The following is a 14892-nucleotide window of genomic DNA, read 5'->3' as shown; positions in this document are numbered from 1 at the left end:
ATTTCCGAATTTCGTCACTGAATACGCGCCCGTACACTGATGATCAGCCGACGATCACGATCGGCCGGGTCGCTACGACGGCGGCAGATAATTCTGTTTGAGGTGGAACCATGCAAAACAGGCGCAGTGCGCTTATCCGCGTATCGTCAATTCTGGCCGGCTCTCTGTTTGCCATCGCCCTGGGCGCCGCCCAGGCGCAGGCCGACCAGATCAAGCTCGGCTTCATCGGGCCGCTCTCCGGCGGCAACGCCCAGCAGGGCCTCGGCGCCCGCAACGGCTTCCTGCTCGCCATCAAGCAGGCCAATGCCAGCGGCTATCCGCACCAGGTGGAAGGCGTCGTGCTCGATGACGCCTCCGATCCGGCCGTCGGCGTTTCGGCGGCGCAGAAGCTGGTCAACGATCCCGCGGTGGTCGCGGCAACGGGGCATTGGAACAGCTCGGTCGCGTTGGCGACGATCCCGGTCTTCAACCGCTCGCAGATGCCGTTCATCGTCTGGGGCGCGGTCAGCCCGAAGATTACCGAACAGAACTTCCCGAACGTGACCCGCGTCACGCCGACGCTGGTCAACGAGAACAAGCCGCTGGCCGAAGCCATCGCCAAGCAAGGCAAGATCAAGAAAATCGCCATCATCTCCGACACCACCGACTACGGTGCGGCCAACACCAAATGGTTCGGCGATTTCTTCAAGGCGGCCGGCGGCGAGGTCGTTTCTTCGGATGCCGCGGCTGTCGGCACGACCGATTTCCGCGCCATGCTGACTACCGCGAAGGCAGCGTCGCCCGACGCGGTCTATTTCGGCGGCGTCGTCACCGAAGCAGCGCTGGTGCGCAGCCAGATGGCCGACCTCGGCATGGGCAATCTGCCGATGTACGGAATTTCAGGCATCTACGACCCGAAATTCATCGAGATCGCGGGAGCTGCCGCCGAGGGCACCATCGCCGGAACTCCGGCCGTCCAGTCGAACCCCAAGCTCGAGGAATTCAACAAGGCCTATGAAACCAAGGCTTATCCCGATCCCGCCGGCTCCTATGCGAAATATGCCTACGAGGCGACGCAGATCCTGCTTCAGGTCATCAAGGAAAAAGGCCTCGACGACAAGGAGGCGCTGAGCAAGGCCATTCGTGACATCCACCACGATGGCATTCTGGGAGACGTCTCGTTCGATGCCAACGGACAGACCAACATGGCCATCGACATCGACATGTTCGTCGTCCGCAGCGGCAAATGGGAGAAGATGTAACTTACCTGATCGACGCCGCGCCCGTTCTCAGTGGCGCGGCGTTGATCACCTTCATCGCCGAGCTCGCAAAAGTCCTGACCGGAGCGCCTGACCATGAATGACGAGGCTGGCCACGGCGCACCTCGAAAGGCCGTCGAGATCAAGGGCGTCTCCAAGGTGTTCGGCACCTATCAGGCGCTGAAGCCTGTTTCCTTCGACATCTACGACAACGAGTTCTTCACGCTGCTCGGCCCGAGCGGCTGCGGCAAGACCACCCTGCTGCGCATGATCGCCGGTTTCGAGCAGCCGACGGCGGGGCAGATTTTCCTGCACGGCTCGGACATACAGGGACTCCCCCCGCATAAGCGGCGGGTCAACACCGTCTTCCAGAGCGACGCCCTGTTTCCGCATATGAGCGTCGAACAGAACATCGGCTTCGGGCTCGAAAACCTCGGCTGGTCAAAGGGCCGCCGCGATGCGCGCGTCGCCGATATGCTTCGTCTCGTCCATATGGAGGCCTTTGCCGGGCGCAAGCCGCAGCAATTGTCGGGCGGCCAGCGCCAGCGCGTCGCGCTCGCCCGCGCCCTGGCGCCGGAACCGGAAGTGCTGCTGCTCGACGAACCGCTCTCGGCACTCGACCTGAAGCTGCGCCAGGCCATGCGCGACGAGCTGCGCATCCTGCAGCGCAAGACCGGCATCACCTTCGTCTTCGTCACCCACGACCAGGAAGAAGCGCTCGACATGTCGGATCGCATCTGCGTTCTCGGCGATGGCGAGATCCAGCAGCTTGGCACACCCGCGGCGATCTACGAGGAGCCGTCGAACCGCTTCGTCGCCGATTTCATCGGCGAGACCAACTTCCTCGATGCTGACGTGATTGCCGTGGACGGCGAGCAGGCAACCGTGAAAACGCAGCTCGGCATGACCTTGACGGCCTCTCACAAGAAAGCGGTCGCCGGCCAGAAGGCCTTCATCTCGATACGTCCGGAGAAAATTAGCCTGCCCGCGCAGGACAACCCGATCGCTGTCGACGGCACGATCATGAGCACCAACTATCTCGGCGGCTACACATACTATCTGATTGAAGCGGGCGGCACCAAGCTGCGCATCTCCAAGCGCAACAGCGTCAGCCGCGGCCAGATGTTCGAAATCGGGCAATCGGTAAAAGTCGGCTTTGCCGCCGAATCCGTGCGGATCCTCGGCGCATGAAGCCATCCAACAAGAATCCGGACTGGCCCAAAGTTCCTAGCGGGAATGTCCTCGGCCTGCTGCCGGCCCATCTCATCATGCTGCTGACGCTGATCATCCCGATCGGTATCATCATCGTGGTGTCGTTCTCGACGCGTGGACCTTACGGCGGGTTCGAATACGTGTTCACCACCGCGCCGTACAAGCAGCTTTTGTTCAACGAAGGCTGGACCGGCGAGATGGAGTTCAATCCGCAATATCTCATCGTTGTTGCCAGAACGCTGGTCCTGTCGGCCGTGACAACATCGATCTGCCTGCTTCTGAGCTTCCCGGTCGCCTATTTCATCGCGCTGCAGCGGCCGGCGATCAAAGTGCTGCTGATCTATCTCGTCACGCTGCCATTCTGGGTTTCGATGATCGTGCGCGTCTATTCCTGGATCATCATCCTGGGCAAGGACGGTGTCGTCGAAAAGACCCTTCGCGGTCTCGGCCTCGTCGACAACATGGACTCGCTGCTGTTCGGCAACACCGCCATGCTGCTCGGTCTCGTCTACAGCTACATTCCGCTGATGATCCTGCCGATCTTCGCCTCGATCGAGAAGCTCGACCCTGCGCTCATCGAGGCGTCGCATGATCTCTATGGCAACCGCCTCACCACATTGCGCCGCGTTATCCTGCCCCTCACCCGGCCCGGCATGATCGCCGGCGCGATCCTGGTGTTCGTTCCAAGCCTCGGCGCGGTCCTGGAGCCGACCCTGCTCGGCGGCGGCAAGACCATGATGATGGGCAATCTCATCCAGCTACAGTTCGGTGGCGCCCGCAACTGGCCGCTCGGCGCCGCCATCGCCATCGTGCTGATGGCCGCGGTCATGGTCTTCCTGATTTTCCAGGGTCTGCGCTCGATGCGCACCGAAGGCCTGGAGCGTGCGGCATGAACGCGGACGATGATGTCAGGCGCTATCCGGGCTTCGGTCTCTTCAGCGCGATCTTCTTCGCCTATCTCTATTTGCCCATCGCCGTCGTGGTGTTCTACTCTTTCAACGCGAACCGGATCGTCTCCAATTGGGGCGGCTTCTCATTGCACTGGTACGCCACCGCTTTGTCCAACGCGAACCTGATGACAGCGGTGAAGACCTCCCTGCTCGTCGCCACGGTCGCCACAGTCGCCTCGACCCTTGTCGCGTTGATGGCGGCATTGGTGCTGGTGCGCGGCCGCGATGTCCGGTTCCGCCGCATCTCCGAAGCGGTGGTGAACCTGCCGCTGCTCCTGCCCGAAATCGTCGTTGCTGTCGCCGTCCTGATCCTCTTCTCCGAGATCGGGCTCGCCAACGGAATGGTGAAGCTGATGATCGCCCACACCACCTTCTGCATCCCGTTCGCCTTCCTGCCGATACGCGCCCGCCTGCAGGGAATGGACTTCGATCTGGAGGAAGCCGCCCGCGATCTCTATGCAACCGGTTGGGTCGCCTTTCGTCGCGTCACGCTGCCGCTCATCCTGCCGGGTGTTTTCGCCGGCGCCATGCTCGCCTTCGTCATCTCGATGGATGATTTCATCACCAGCAACCTGTTGAATTCCGGCGGCGCCACCACGCTGCCGGTCTACATTTTCTCACTGATCAAGCAGGGCGTGTCGCCGCAGCTCAACGCAATCTCGACCTTGATCATGATTGTTTCGGTGGTGCTGGCGACCGTGGCCTTCGTGCTTCAGCGACGGCAATAGCAGCGGCGTAGTTTTTCCTAATCAAGGCGTCGGGCAAATCGAATTTATCGAACCCGACGGTTTGTTATCGTCGCCCCTGGGAGAACAACAAACAGGGGAATGACATGACGACCAAAATTGCAGCGCTCGCCATGGCCGGTGCCATGAGCCTCGCCTTTAGCGCGCCCGCTGTCGCCGAGGGCAGCCTGGCCATCTACGCGTGGGCGGATTCCATCTCGCCCGAGATGGTCACGAAATTCGAGAAGGAAACCGGCATAAAGGTCACGGTCGACGCCTTCTCATCCAACGAGGACCTGCTGACCAAGCTGCAGGCCGGCTCGTCGGGCTACGACATCGTCACGCCTTCGCAGCACTTCGTGAAGATCATGATCGACAGCGGGCTGCTTGAGGATTTCGGCGCCAGTTCGATGGCGGCCTACAGCCAAGTCCTGCCGGACTGGCAGAAACCGTGGTGGGATGCGACAGGCAATCATTCGATCCCGCTCGCCTTCGGCAATGCCGGCTACACCGTCAACCGCGACCTCTACAAAGGCCCGGTCGACAGCTGGAAGACCTATTTCGAGCCACCGGCGGAGCTGCGCGGCAAGATCGCCAGCCTGGCGCAGCCCGACGAAGTCATTCCGGCAGCGGAAAACTATCTCGGCATCAAATATTGCAGCGAAGACCCGCAGGAGATGAAGCGCGTGCTCGACCTCTTGCTGGCGCAGAAGCCATTCGTGGCGGCCTATTCCAGCGACAACATCGAAAACCGCATCGGCAGCGGCGAGGTTGCCGCCCATTTCTGGTGGGACGGCAACACCATGAGGCTTCGCCGCAACGACAAGGCCAATGTCGAATACGCGATGCCGAAAGAAGGTCTGGTCGGCTGGCTGGATTCCTATGTCGTGCCGAAGGGCGCGGCCAATATCGAGAACGCCAAGAAGTTCATCGATTTCATGACCCAGATCGACAACGCGACGGCGCAGTACAATTATTACGGCCACTCTTCGCCGGTGAAGATCGACGAGAGCAAGGCGCTCTACAACAAGGAGAACGCTCCGGAGCTGTTCCCGACCGTTCCCGTCAAGATGGGCCAGGCCTGCTCGCCGGCGGCGCAGGAACTCGTCACCAAGGTCTGGACGCAGCTTCTGCAATGAGCCGCTCAGCCGGGGCGCGCGCCGCCCCGGCATCTCCATTCTCAAAGGGGCTGGCCATGCAGACCGAAAATCTTGACTACGATTACATCGTCATCGGCGCAGGCTCGGCCGGTTGTGTCCTTGCCAATCGCCTGAGCGCCAGCCCGTCCCACAAAGTGTGCCTGATCGAAGCCGGCGGCAGCGATAGCGGGCTGCGGGTCAAGGTGCCTGCCGGCATCCTCTCGCTCTACGGCAATCCGAACTATGACTACTGCTATGTCGGCGTGCCTCAGCCCAACCTCAACGGCCGCAGGATTCCGGTCAATCGCGGCAAGGCGCTGGGCGGCTCCAGTTCCATCAACTCGATGGTCTACATCAGGGGCGCCGCGCAGGACTATGACGAGTGGTCGCGACTCGGCTGCGCAGGCTGGGCATTCAGCGACGTGCTTCCCGTCTTCAAGAAGCTCGAGCGCAACCTGCTTGGCCAGGACCCGCACTACCACGGTACAGGCGGGGAACTGCTGGTCGACAAGCCGCGCGATCCGAATGTGCTGTCGTCGATGTTCGTCAAGGCCGGCAACAATGCCGGTCTTCCGGCCAACAGCGACTTCAATGCCGAAAGCCAGTTCGGCCTCGGCATCTACAATGTCACCCAGGATCGCGGCCAGCGCTTCAGCAGTTTCACCGCCTTCATGCGCCCGGTGCTCGATCGCAAGAATCTCACAATCCTCAGCGAATGCGAAGTGATCGACCTCGATATAGCCGAGGAACGCGCGACAGGGGTACGGGTGCGGTACAAGGGCGAGCAGAAGACGCTGTCGGCCCGCCGCGAAATCGTGCTTTCGGCCGGGGCGATCAATTCACCGAAGATCTTGCTGGCGTCCGGCATCGGCGCAGCCGCCGAGCTGCAGGCGATCGGTATAAAGCCGGTTGTCGATCTGCCGGGCGTGGGCAAGAACCTTCAGGACCATATCGACGGCATGATCACGGTCCGCTCCTCGAGTACGAAGACGCTCGGCCTGTCGCTGCCCAACCTGCCCCGCGTGCTGGCTGCGCCCTTCCGGTATTTTGCCGGCCGCAAGGGCATGCTCACCACCAACTACGTCGAAGCCGGCGGCTTTGCCCGGACGAAGTATGCGAACGGCATTCCCGACATCCAGTTCCATTTCGTGCCCGGCTATCGCAGCCATCGCGGCAGGCTGGTGGAGTACGGCCATGGCTACGCAATCCACACCTGCGTGCTCAGGCCCAAAAGCGTCGGCGAACTCAAACTGTCAGGCCAGGCATCGAACCGGGATGTGCTGATCGATCATCGCTTCTTCTCGAACGACGAGGATGCCAGGGTGTTGGTCGAAGGCATCAAGATCGCGCGTCAAATCTTTGCCGCATCCGAGTTCGACCCGATCAGGGGGACGGAGATGCTGCCGGGCAAGGATGTTCGCAGCGATGACGAGATCCTCGCCTATCTGCGTGCCGAAGCGCTCACCGTCTATCATCCGGTGGGGACGTGCAAGATGGGGACCGATGCGATGGCCGTCGTCGACCCGGCAACGCTCAAGGTGCGCGGCATCGGTGGCTTGCGGGTCGCGGATGCGTCCGTGATGCCGAAGCTGATCGGCGGCAACACCAATGCCCCCAGCATGATGATCGGGCACCGGGCAGCGGAGATGATCCTGGGCCGGGGATAATTTCTGTAGCGCAACTCCAGGAAAGGCGTGCAGCGGCCTTCCTTCAGTAGCCGCGCAAAAACAATGAGTTGGAGCGGTTCAGTGAATCAAACATTGAACCGGCGCTTTTGCAGCTGGGCTGCGGCGGGCACGCGCCGTCGAATTCAAGCGGCTTGATCGTCCCGCTCATCCGCCTCGCCGTTGATCTCGCGCAGCAGCCTTTCGATGTCGGCCTTCGGGAGACGGTTCGGCGAGTTGGTCGCGCATCAGCCGGCGCAACGTCGAGGTCAGCGCGCCCGGCGTCGCATTGTAGCGCGCCAGCAGTGCCCGCTCGCTGATGATCCCATCCAGGACACCGAGTGCCATGTCGCGCATCACTTTCTCGTCGAGAGAAAGCGATCCCACCTGATCTTGGCGAGCGCCCGGCTGCGTCGCTTCGAGCAATCGAGCCGCGGTTGGGCTCGTAACTTACGACCCCTTCGCCCTGCAATTGCACCAGAGCGTGACGCACAGGTGTACGCGAGACGCCAAGGGTCGCCGCGATCTCCGCCTCGTTGATCCGCTCACCGACTTGAATTCGCTCGAAGAACTGAGCCCGAAGCTGATTGCGAATGCGTTCCTGGAGCGGCGAGGCTGCGGTCATACTGACCCTGCATGCGCGCCGCCGGGCCGAGCCGGATCGAAGCCGAACCGCATGCGTATTCCGAAGACATGGACACGACAAACATGGCGCGCCACTACATCGCAACTTGGCTATCGTGGCCTTGGGAGACGCGGTTTACCACCGAAATGAAATCCGCGACCAGCTTGTCCGGCGTGCCTCGATAATCGATGGCGATGACGCATTCCTGCATGGTCGGGCTTATTTGGCAGCCTGATCGTAGCCTTCGTGCTGTCGCTCAATGGCCCGAATATCTCGTTCTACCCGGCGCCACGCCTACCATGCCATCGGTCGCCTGGAGCGCACTGCGCTATGGCGTCAAGCCGGAGCTCTATGCGCTTCGTCGATCACCAACATCATGGTATTTGCCGCAATCGCGGTGCTTTATTTCGTTGCACGCTCGGACAGAAACGGCCGATGGAGTGACATGTCATGCTTGTGGTGCTTTCGGCGGGCCGGAATTCTGGTGAGGCCTGCTTGCACGTCCTGCATTGTGCCCCAGGGGCTGGCGAATGACGATGGAGGTCCCCGACGAGAAAGTCGATTGCATTGTCATCGGCGCCGGCGTCGTCGGCCTGGCGATTGCGCGGCGGCTGGCGCTCGATGGACGCGAAGTTCTTGTCGTGGAGGCCGAGGACAGCCCAGGGCTGGGCACGTCGAGCCGCAACAGCGAGGTCATCCATGCCGGCATCTACTATCCGAAGGGCAGCCTGAAAGCGCAGCTATGCGTCGAAGGAAAGAACGCGCTTTACCGCTATTGCGAAGCGCGCGGGATTCCGCACCAACGCATCGGCAAGCTGATCGTCGCTACCAGCGACGCGGAATTGCCGATCCTGGAGGGGATCCGGACCAAGGCTGCGGACAATGGTGTTGCGGACCTGGAGATGCTCAGCCGCGCGGATGTGGAACGCCTTGAGCCTGAACTGGATGTTGCCGGCGCGCTTTTGTCCCCAAGCACGGGGATCGTCGACAGCCGCGCGCTGATGCTGGGGCTACAGGGCGATGCCGAGAATGCCGGTGCCACCTTTGCGTTTCGCGCGCCGGTTCTCGGCGGCAGCGTCGACAAAACGGGCTGCGAGCTCCAGTTTGGCGGCGATATGGAAGGCTATAGGATCGCCGCAAATCTGGTCATCAATGCGGCCGGATTGTCAGCCCATCTCGTTGCCCGGAGCCTTGCGGGCGGGCATGGCGGCAAAATCCCAGATGTCACCTACGTCAAAGGCAATTATTTTGCGCTTGGACGCCGCCCGTCCTTCAACCATCTTGTTTATCCGGTTCCGGAACCAGGCGGCCTCGGAGTTCACCTGACGCTGGATATGGCCGGATCGGTTCGTTTCGGGCCGGACGTCGAGCCCGTCGATGAGGTCGGCTACGCGATCGACCCAACTCGGGCCACACCATTTTACGCGGCCATCCGACGCTATTGGCCGGGGCTGAGGGACGGGGAACTGGAGCCGAGCTATTGCGGGCTGCGGCCTAAAACGAACGGGTTGCAGTTCGGCGATTTCGACATTCTGGCAGATCCGTCCGGACGGCTGATCAGTCTTTTCGGAATCGAGTCACCTGGCCTGACAAGTGCGCTCGCCCTGTCGGATAGGGTTGTCCAACTAGTCAGAACGACGAACTCGTCTTGCTTTAGCCTTTGATCGCTCCAGCGGTCATGGATCCTGATATCTGCCGATACATCACAAGACCCAGCAAGGCCGGCGGCAAGGCACCCAGCATCATGACCGCGGAAGCGGTTCCCCATTTTACGCCGCCGCCGCTTGCGGCGAAGAAGAAGGACGCGCCGACCGTCATCGGCACGGCACGGCTGGTTGTCAGCATGAGACCGAAGAGGAACTCGTTCCAGGCAGTGATGAAGCCGAAAATGAAGGTTGTGACCAGCGCCGGTCGGATGACGGGCCGGACGATCATCATCATCACCTGCAAGGAACTTGCGCCATCGACTTTCGCCGCCTCGTCGAGTTCGACCGGTACATCTGAAATCGCGTTCACCAGGATGACGAGCGCAAGCGGCGCGTTGACGATGGTCAGGATGAGCCCGAGCCCGATCTGCGTATCGAGCAGGCCCAGCCACTGGTACATCATGTAAAGCGGGATCGCGAAGATGATCAGCGGTACGGCGCGAAGGTTGATGACGATCGGCAGGACCAAGCGCTTTCCCGCCTCGCTACGCGCGATCGCATAGGCAGCCGGGAACGCGAGCACGATCGCAAGGCCGGTTCCGATCAGCGCCGCCACGGTGCTGTTCAGCAGATAGGCATAGATGTTGAAGCGGCTGGTCTGCGTCAGGACCTCCAGATAATTGTCGAGCGTCGGCTGGCTGATCCACAAACCGGGGTTCGTCGAAAGCTCGCGCTGGCTTTTGAGCGATGTGATCAGCGTCACGATAATGGGGAAATTCATCGCCAGCACGGCGATGGCAAAAACGATCCAGCGCAGTGCCCTGACCATCGTCAACGCTTCCTGCGGCCGGCAAGCCGGTTAAGGCCGTGGAGAACGATGAACGACGCCAGGAACAAGACAACCGAAGCGGCGACCGCCTTGCCGATAGCCCCTTCCTTGAAGAAGGCCTGGTAGATGTAGATCGACAAGGACGTCGTTGAACCGCCAGCGCCACTGCCGGTCAGTGCGTAGACATTGTCGAACACCCGGAAACCGTCGATGAAACGGATGAAAAACGCGATGACCAGCGTCGGCTTCATCAACGGCAGGTCGATCCACCGAACGATCTCAAACGGTGATGCGCCATCGAGCGAGGAGGCTTCGCGCACGTCGAGCGGTATGGCCGAATAGGCCATGTAGAAGAGCAGGAAGGCGAAAGGCGTCCATTGTAGCGTCTCCACGACGACAAGGGTGCGGAAGGCATTGTCGATGTCGAGGAAGGCCGGGCTGTCGCCGAACCATTCGAAGAGATAGTAGGGGACGGGGCCCGCGAATTCATGCAGCACCAGCCGGTACATGAGACCGACCATGGCCGGCGCGACCATCAGCGGCAGCATCAACGGCGCCATCAGAACTGGACGCTTGCTCAGAAGCGGCGCCAGGAAGATGGCAAGGAAAAGGCCGATCAGACATTCCGCCGATGCGGTAAGAATACCGAAGCGCAGAGAGAACCAGGCCGAGCTCCAGAATTCGCGGTCGTTCAACACCGCGACATAGTTACCGAAACCGCTCAACACCGGACTGCGCAAGGTCTCGAATTTAACGGTCGAAACGGAATAGATCAGATTGACGATCGCCGGAAAGCCGAGAAACAGAAGCAGGAAGCCGACCAGTGGCGTCAGATACATCCTGCCTTCGGCACGTGTCACAAGGGCCATGTCGATCCGCCAAACGCGCCGGACACCGGGCCTCGGCCCGGCGTCCGGCAAATGGTTCATTTCTCAAACGCGCCGGACACCGGGCCTCGGCCCGGCGTCCGGCAAATGGTTCATTTCTTGAGAAGGTCCTGCATGCCCGCCTTGGTGTGGGCGAGCGCGTCCTCGAGGCTCTGCTGGCCGGACCAGTAGCCGGTGAACTCCTTTGCCTGCAGTTCATAGACCGGGAGCGCACTCGCGGACGTCGCTCCGGTCATGACATAGCCGTACTTGCTGGCGAATTCGCCGAGCTTGACGAGGTCGGGACGTTCCTTCGCAACCTTGGCGACGACATCGGGAGACAATGCCGGCGAACCGCCGCTGCGCGCATAGAGCAAGGCCGCATCCTCGGTGGCGAGCCACTTCAGGAACTTGACGGCGCCTTCCTTGTTCTTGGCGTTCTTGTTGAGGCCCAAACCAAGGCCGTGGATGTGATCGGCGCGTCCGTCGGGACCTGCCGGCGGTGCGACGATCCCGGTCACCTCGGCGACGGCCGGGGATTTTTCGGTGCTGGTCAGATCCGCCGCCGCGGCATTCCACTGCAGCGCCGTCGCGGCCTGGCCGGATGCGAAGGCCGCGTTGGTTTCCGCATATTCGTAGCTCAGCGAATCCTTGGGCGAAGAACCGGCATCATAGAGCTTCTTGTAGAGTTCGAGGCCGGTCTTGTAGGCATCGGAATCCACCGTGACATTGCCGTCCTTGTCCATCCAGTCGCCGCCGTAGGAACGCGGCAGGGACTGGAAGACCATCATGTTGAACAGCAGGTTCTTCATCTGCAGGACCGTGCCATAACGCACCGGGCTGTCGGGGTTCACCTGCTTGGTGAAATAGAGGGCGGTGGCCGCCCAGTCGTCCCAGGTCCAGCTGTCCGGGTCTTTCGGCTGCAGCGGCTTGCCGAGATATTTCCGGGCGATTTCACCATAGGTCTTCTTGGCGGCGTCATCCCCGATCAAGGCGTCGATGAGATCCTTGCGGTAGTACATGAAGTGCAACGAAAGGTCTGTCGGCACGCCGTATTGCTTGCCGTCGAACTGCATCGTCTTGAGAACGGATTCGCCGAAAACCTTGGCCGCGCCCGCGCCAAGATCGACCGGCTCCATATAGGGCGCGTAGCGACCGAGCGAGTAGGTGGCGACGAGGTTCACGTCGAAGGCACTGGATCCGGCCGCCATGTCAGCCTGCAGCTTGTCGTAAAAGCCTTCCCGGTTGAAGAACCGCAACTCCACCTTGTCGGCATCACTGGCCTGCTTGTTGTAGGTTTCCACGGTTGCCCGCAGTGCGGTTTCCTCGGAGCCGCCAGGCCAGCCGAGCACGGTCACGGTTGCGTTGGCAAAGGTCGGCAAAGCCGTCCCCGCAAGGAGGGTGGCCATAAGCGCAAAAGATGTCCTGCTCAATTTCATGATCGTTCCCTTCTTTTTGATGATTTTTGCATGGCATGACCGGGCGCCGTTACCTTGCCCATTCGGCGAGATCGGCAACACCGATGACGCCGGCGTGGCCTCCGAGCTTCGCCGCCACGAGATCGGGGGAAAGGCGCGGCGGGACCTCGCTCAGATGTGCGCGCACCCGGTCGAGATAGCCTTCTGCAAGACCTATGCTGCCGCCGATGACGATCAATGTCGGATCGAACATCATCTGAATGTCCCGGCATAGCGCCGCGACCCGCGAGGCGCTCCGCGAGACGATGGCGCCGGCCCAGTCCTCGCCCTTCAGCGCGTGTCCGAACACATCGGCGGCGTCGGCCTTGAAACCGGCCTTGAGGGCCTCCGAAGCGATCCAGCGGCCGGAGGTGCTGTCTTCGAGCGGAGCCCGGTCTTCAGACAGGCCACGGATCAGACCGAAGTGACCGGCTAGACCGGACAGCAATCGGCCGTTGCAAACGATGCCGCCGCCAATTCCGGTCGAGATGGTCAGAAAGACGATGTCGCGACCTTGCCCGGCGCCGAATTTGTATTCGCCCCAGGCAGCCGCCTGGGCATCGTTGAACGCACAGACCGGCTTGCCGAAAACAGCGGATGCCCTTTCGACCAGCGGGTAGCCGTCGGGAATGCCAAGGGTTGCCGGATTCAATGCCGACCAGCGTCCATCCTGCACCAGTCCGGTCACCGCAATGCCGATGCGGCTGAAGCGGCTCGACCAGGCTGACGTGCTTTGCGCGAGGGATGCCAGCCAGGCGTCGGGTCCAGCCTCTCGCGCGGTCCGCACGATCTTGTCCTCGATCACCGTGCCATCGCTGACCAGCGCGGCCATCGTCTTGGTTCCCCCGATGTCGATGCCCAGGACGGATGGGCCCAGGACGGATGGGCCCAGAACGGTTGGGCCCAGGACACTTGTGCCAAGGGCGGTTTGCGCGCCCCTCGCCGCATAGGCATCGGAAAGCGCCTGGTGGAACCATGAGGTGACGTGCTCGGTACGGGTGATCGCCGAGCCGACAACCACGGCACAGGCGCCGGCGCGCGCGGCGGCAGCCGCCTGCTCAGGCGACCGGATACGCCCTTCGGCAATGACGTAGGGGGTCAGGGTTCGCATTTCAGCGATGAGGGCGATATCCGGATCCTGCGGCTCCGGCCCGCCGACATAGCCGGAAAGCGTCGTGCCGACGAAATCGACACCCGCGGCAAGGGCCCGGCGCGCATCGTCAAGGCAAGAGCAATCGGCCATGGTCAGCTTGTTCTTGGCCTTGACGGCTTTCACAAGCGCTTCGACAGGAACGGGACGGACACGCTCCGTCGCATCGAAAGCGATGATATCGGCGCCCGCCTCTGCCAGGGCCTCGACATCGGCCAGATAGGGTGTGATGCGCACGGGACTGTCGGTGAGATCGCGCTTGACGATACCGATGATCGGCACGCGGACGGCCAGGCGGGCGGCCGCGACATAGGGCACGGATTCGATGCGCAGGGCCTTGGCTCCGGCTTCAACAGCGGCCCTGGCAAAGCCCGTCACGAACTGCGCACTGTCCATCGGGCCGCCGGGAACCGGCTGGCAGGACACGATGAGACTGTTGGCGATGTCTTCCCGCTGCACGTCGGCACTCCCTTGTCGCCATCACGATAAATGGAAAATACCAGATTACAACCAGTTCATAACTGGTATTATCTTTGCAGCTCGAAGACGAAATCGTAGACGTCTCCTTTGTAGCGTGTCTCGCAGTATTCCACGATCTGTCCGTCGGCGAGAAAGCAGCGGCGCTCGGTCATCAGCAGCGGTGCGCCCGCGTCACAATGAAGGTGCTTTGCATCCTCCAGCGACGCGCCGCGCGAGCGCATGCGCTGGATTGCCCTCTGAGGCAGGAAGCCGCGTGCATCAAGCGCTTCATAAAGGGAATCCTGAACCATCCCGGGCGAAGGAAGGAAGCGAACCGGCACGGCCGAGACCTCGACGGCGATCGGCGCGCCATCGGCTGTCCGCACACGACGCATGCGAACCACATTGGTATTGCCCGCAATACCCAGGGCCATCATTTCGGCCGGGGATGGACGGCTTATCTGCTTGGAAAGCCATAGACATCCAGGCTTCAGGCCGCGCGCCAGAATGTCCTCCGAAAAGCTCGTCAGCGTCGAAAGCGATTTCTCGACCCGCGACCCGATCTCGGTTTTGGAACCGTGCCGGCGATTGAGCTGCCCTTCCTCTTCGAGCAGCGCCAGAGCTTTTCTCACAGTGACTCGCGAGATCGACAGGGCTTCCGCCAGAACCCGCTCGCCTGGCAGAACCGCGCCGGCTTTCAACGCATTGGAGCGGATCGCCGCCTCGATCGCCGATTTCAACCGTCTGTAAAGCGGCACATCGGACGCTGTCGCTTCCATTTCCCGACTGACAAGCCCGATCAGGTTCACGGTTGTCATTGCCCTTCCTCCCGCGCGAGAAGCACCCAGGATCAAAACATTCCTGACTGGACCTATACTGGTATTATCAATCCGGTGCAAAGGGCCAGCGGACGGTGCTTCGCCGCGCCCTCA

At 61.6% G+C, this 14892-nt stretch carries 13 protein-coding genes and 1 pseudogene; 7 read left to right on the top strand and 7 right to left on the bottom strand.

Going from position 1 to position 14892, the window contains the following annotated elements:
- The first annotated feature begins 110 nt into the window (after positions 1 to 110).
- From NKJ67_RS09280 to NKJ67_RS09255, 6 genes are all read left to right on the top strand, one after another.
- Complete coding sequence (locus NKJ67_RS09280; protein WP_352581157.1) at positions 111 to 1241, top strand: branched-chain amino acid ABC transporter substrate-binding protein; 1131 nt, start codon at positions 111 to 113, stop codon at positions 1239 to 1241.
- 93 nt (positions 1242 to 1334) lie between these two features.
- Positions 1335 to 2429 carry an ABC transporter ATP-binding protein gene (locus tag NKJ67_RS09275; protein WP_352581155.1) on the top strand — a complete coding sequence of 365 codons (1095 nt, stop codon included), beginning with the start codon at positions 1335 to 1337 and terminating at the stop codon, positions 2427 to 2429.
- A complete protein-coding gene (locus NKJ67_RS09270; RefSeq protein ID WP_352581154.1) occupies positions 2426 to 3343 on the top strand; it encodes an ABC transporter permease in 918 nt (305 codons plus the stop codon). Before NKJ67_RS09275 ends, NKJ67_RS09270 begins: the two co-directional genes overlap by 4 nt.
- Positions 3340 to 4128 carry an ABC transporter permease gene (locus NKJ67_RS09265; RefSeq protein WP_127326471.1) on the top strand — a complete coding sequence of 263 codons (789 nt, stop codon included), beginning with the start codon at positions 3340 to 3342 and terminating at the stop codon, positions 4126 to 4128. Before NKJ67_RS09270 ends, NKJ67_RS09265 begins: the two co-directional genes overlap by 4 nt.
- A gap of 104 nt (positions 4129 to 4232) precedes the next feature.
- Complete coding sequence (locus NKJ67_RS09260; protein WP_128364216.1) at positions 4233 to 5264, top strand: extracellular solute-binding protein; 1032 nt, start codon at positions 4233 to 4235, stop codon at positions 5262 to 5264.
- Positions 5265 to 5320: 56 nt separating this feature from the next.
- Entirely contained in the window at positions 5321 to 6931 is a 1611-nt protein-coding gene (locus NKJ67_RS09255) for a GMC family oxidoreductase (RefSeq protein ID WP_352581153.1), read from the top strand.
- A 165-nt stretch (positions 6932 to 7096) separates the two neighbouring features.
- On the opposite strand, the gene NKJ67_RS09250 is transcribed toward NKJ67_RS09255, so the two are convergent.
- Both NKJ67_RS09250 and NKJ67_RS09245 read right to left on the bottom strand, forming a co-directional pair.
- On the bottom strand, positions 7097 to 7285 hold the full coding sequence (locus NKJ67_RS09250) for a hypothetical protein (protein WP_127380980.1): 189 nt from the start codon (positions 7283 to 7285) through the stop codon (positions 7097 to 7099).
- 85 nt (positions 7286 to 7370) lie between these two features.
- Positions 7371 to 7553: pseudogene (locus tag NKJ67_RS09245) on the bottom strand (GntR family transcriptional regulator); the annotation flags it as partial.
- 530 nt (positions 7554 to 8083) lie between these two features.
- On the opposite strand from NKJ67_RS09245, the gene NKJ67_RS09240 reads away from it, so the two are divergent.
- A complete protein-coding gene (locus tag NKJ67_RS09240; RefSeq protein WP_352581152.1) occupies positions 8084 to 9217 on the top strand; it encodes an NAD(P)/FAD-dependent oxidoreductase in 1134 nt (377 codons plus the stop codon).
- On the opposite strand, the gene NKJ67_RS09235 is transcribed toward NKJ67_RS09240, so the two are convergent.
- The 5 genes from NKJ67_RS09235 to NKJ67_RS09215 form a co-directional block, all read right to left on the bottom strand.
- A complete protein-coding gene (locus tag NKJ67_RS09235) occupies positions 9207 to 10028 on the bottom strand; it encodes a carbohydrate ABC transporter permease (protein WP_352581151.1) in 822 nt (273 codons plus the stop codon). The two genes, NKJ67_RS09240 and NKJ67_RS09235, sit on opposite strands and share 11 nt — an antisense overlap.
- Before the next feature lie 2 nt (positions 10029 to 10030).
- Positions 10031 to 10897, bottom strand: coding sequence for a carbohydrate ABC transporter permease (locus tag NKJ67_RS09230; protein WP_352581150.1), 867 nt, complete (start codon positions 10895 to 10897; stop codon positions 10031 to 10033).
- A 110-nt stretch (positions 10898 to 11007) separates the two neighbouring features.
- Positions 11008 to 12333, bottom strand: a complete 1326-nt coding sequence (locus NKJ67_RS09225; protein ID WP_502905190.1) for an ABC transporter substrate-binding protein — start codon at positions 12331 to 12333, stop codon at positions 11008 to 11010.
- Between the two features lie 49 nt (positions 12334 to 12382).
- The gene (locus NKJ67_RS09220) at positions 12383 to 13897 is read right to left on the bottom strand and encodes a putative N-acetylmannosamine-6-phosphate 2-epimerase (RefSeq protein ID WP_502905191.1); all 1515 of its coding nucleotides are present in this window, start codon (positions 13895 to 13897) and stop codon (positions 12383 to 12385) included.
- Between the two features lie 131 nt (positions 13898 to 14028).
- Positions 14029 to 14778, bottom strand: a complete 750-nt coding sequence (locus tag NKJ67_RS09215; RefSeq protein ID WP_127267075.1) for a GntR family transcriptional regulator — start codon at positions 14776 to 14778, stop codon at positions 14029 to 14031.
- Positions 14779 to 14892: the final 114 nt, after the last annotated feature.

Source organism: Mesorhizobium sp. M0088 (assembly GCF_040322895.1).
Taxonomy (GTDB): domain Bacteria; phylum Pseudomonadota; class Alphaproteobacteria; order Rhizobiales; family Rhizobiaceae; genus Mesorhizobium.
Note: the sequence above shows the minus strand (reverse complement) of the source record. Positions and strands in the feature narration are given on the sequence as shown.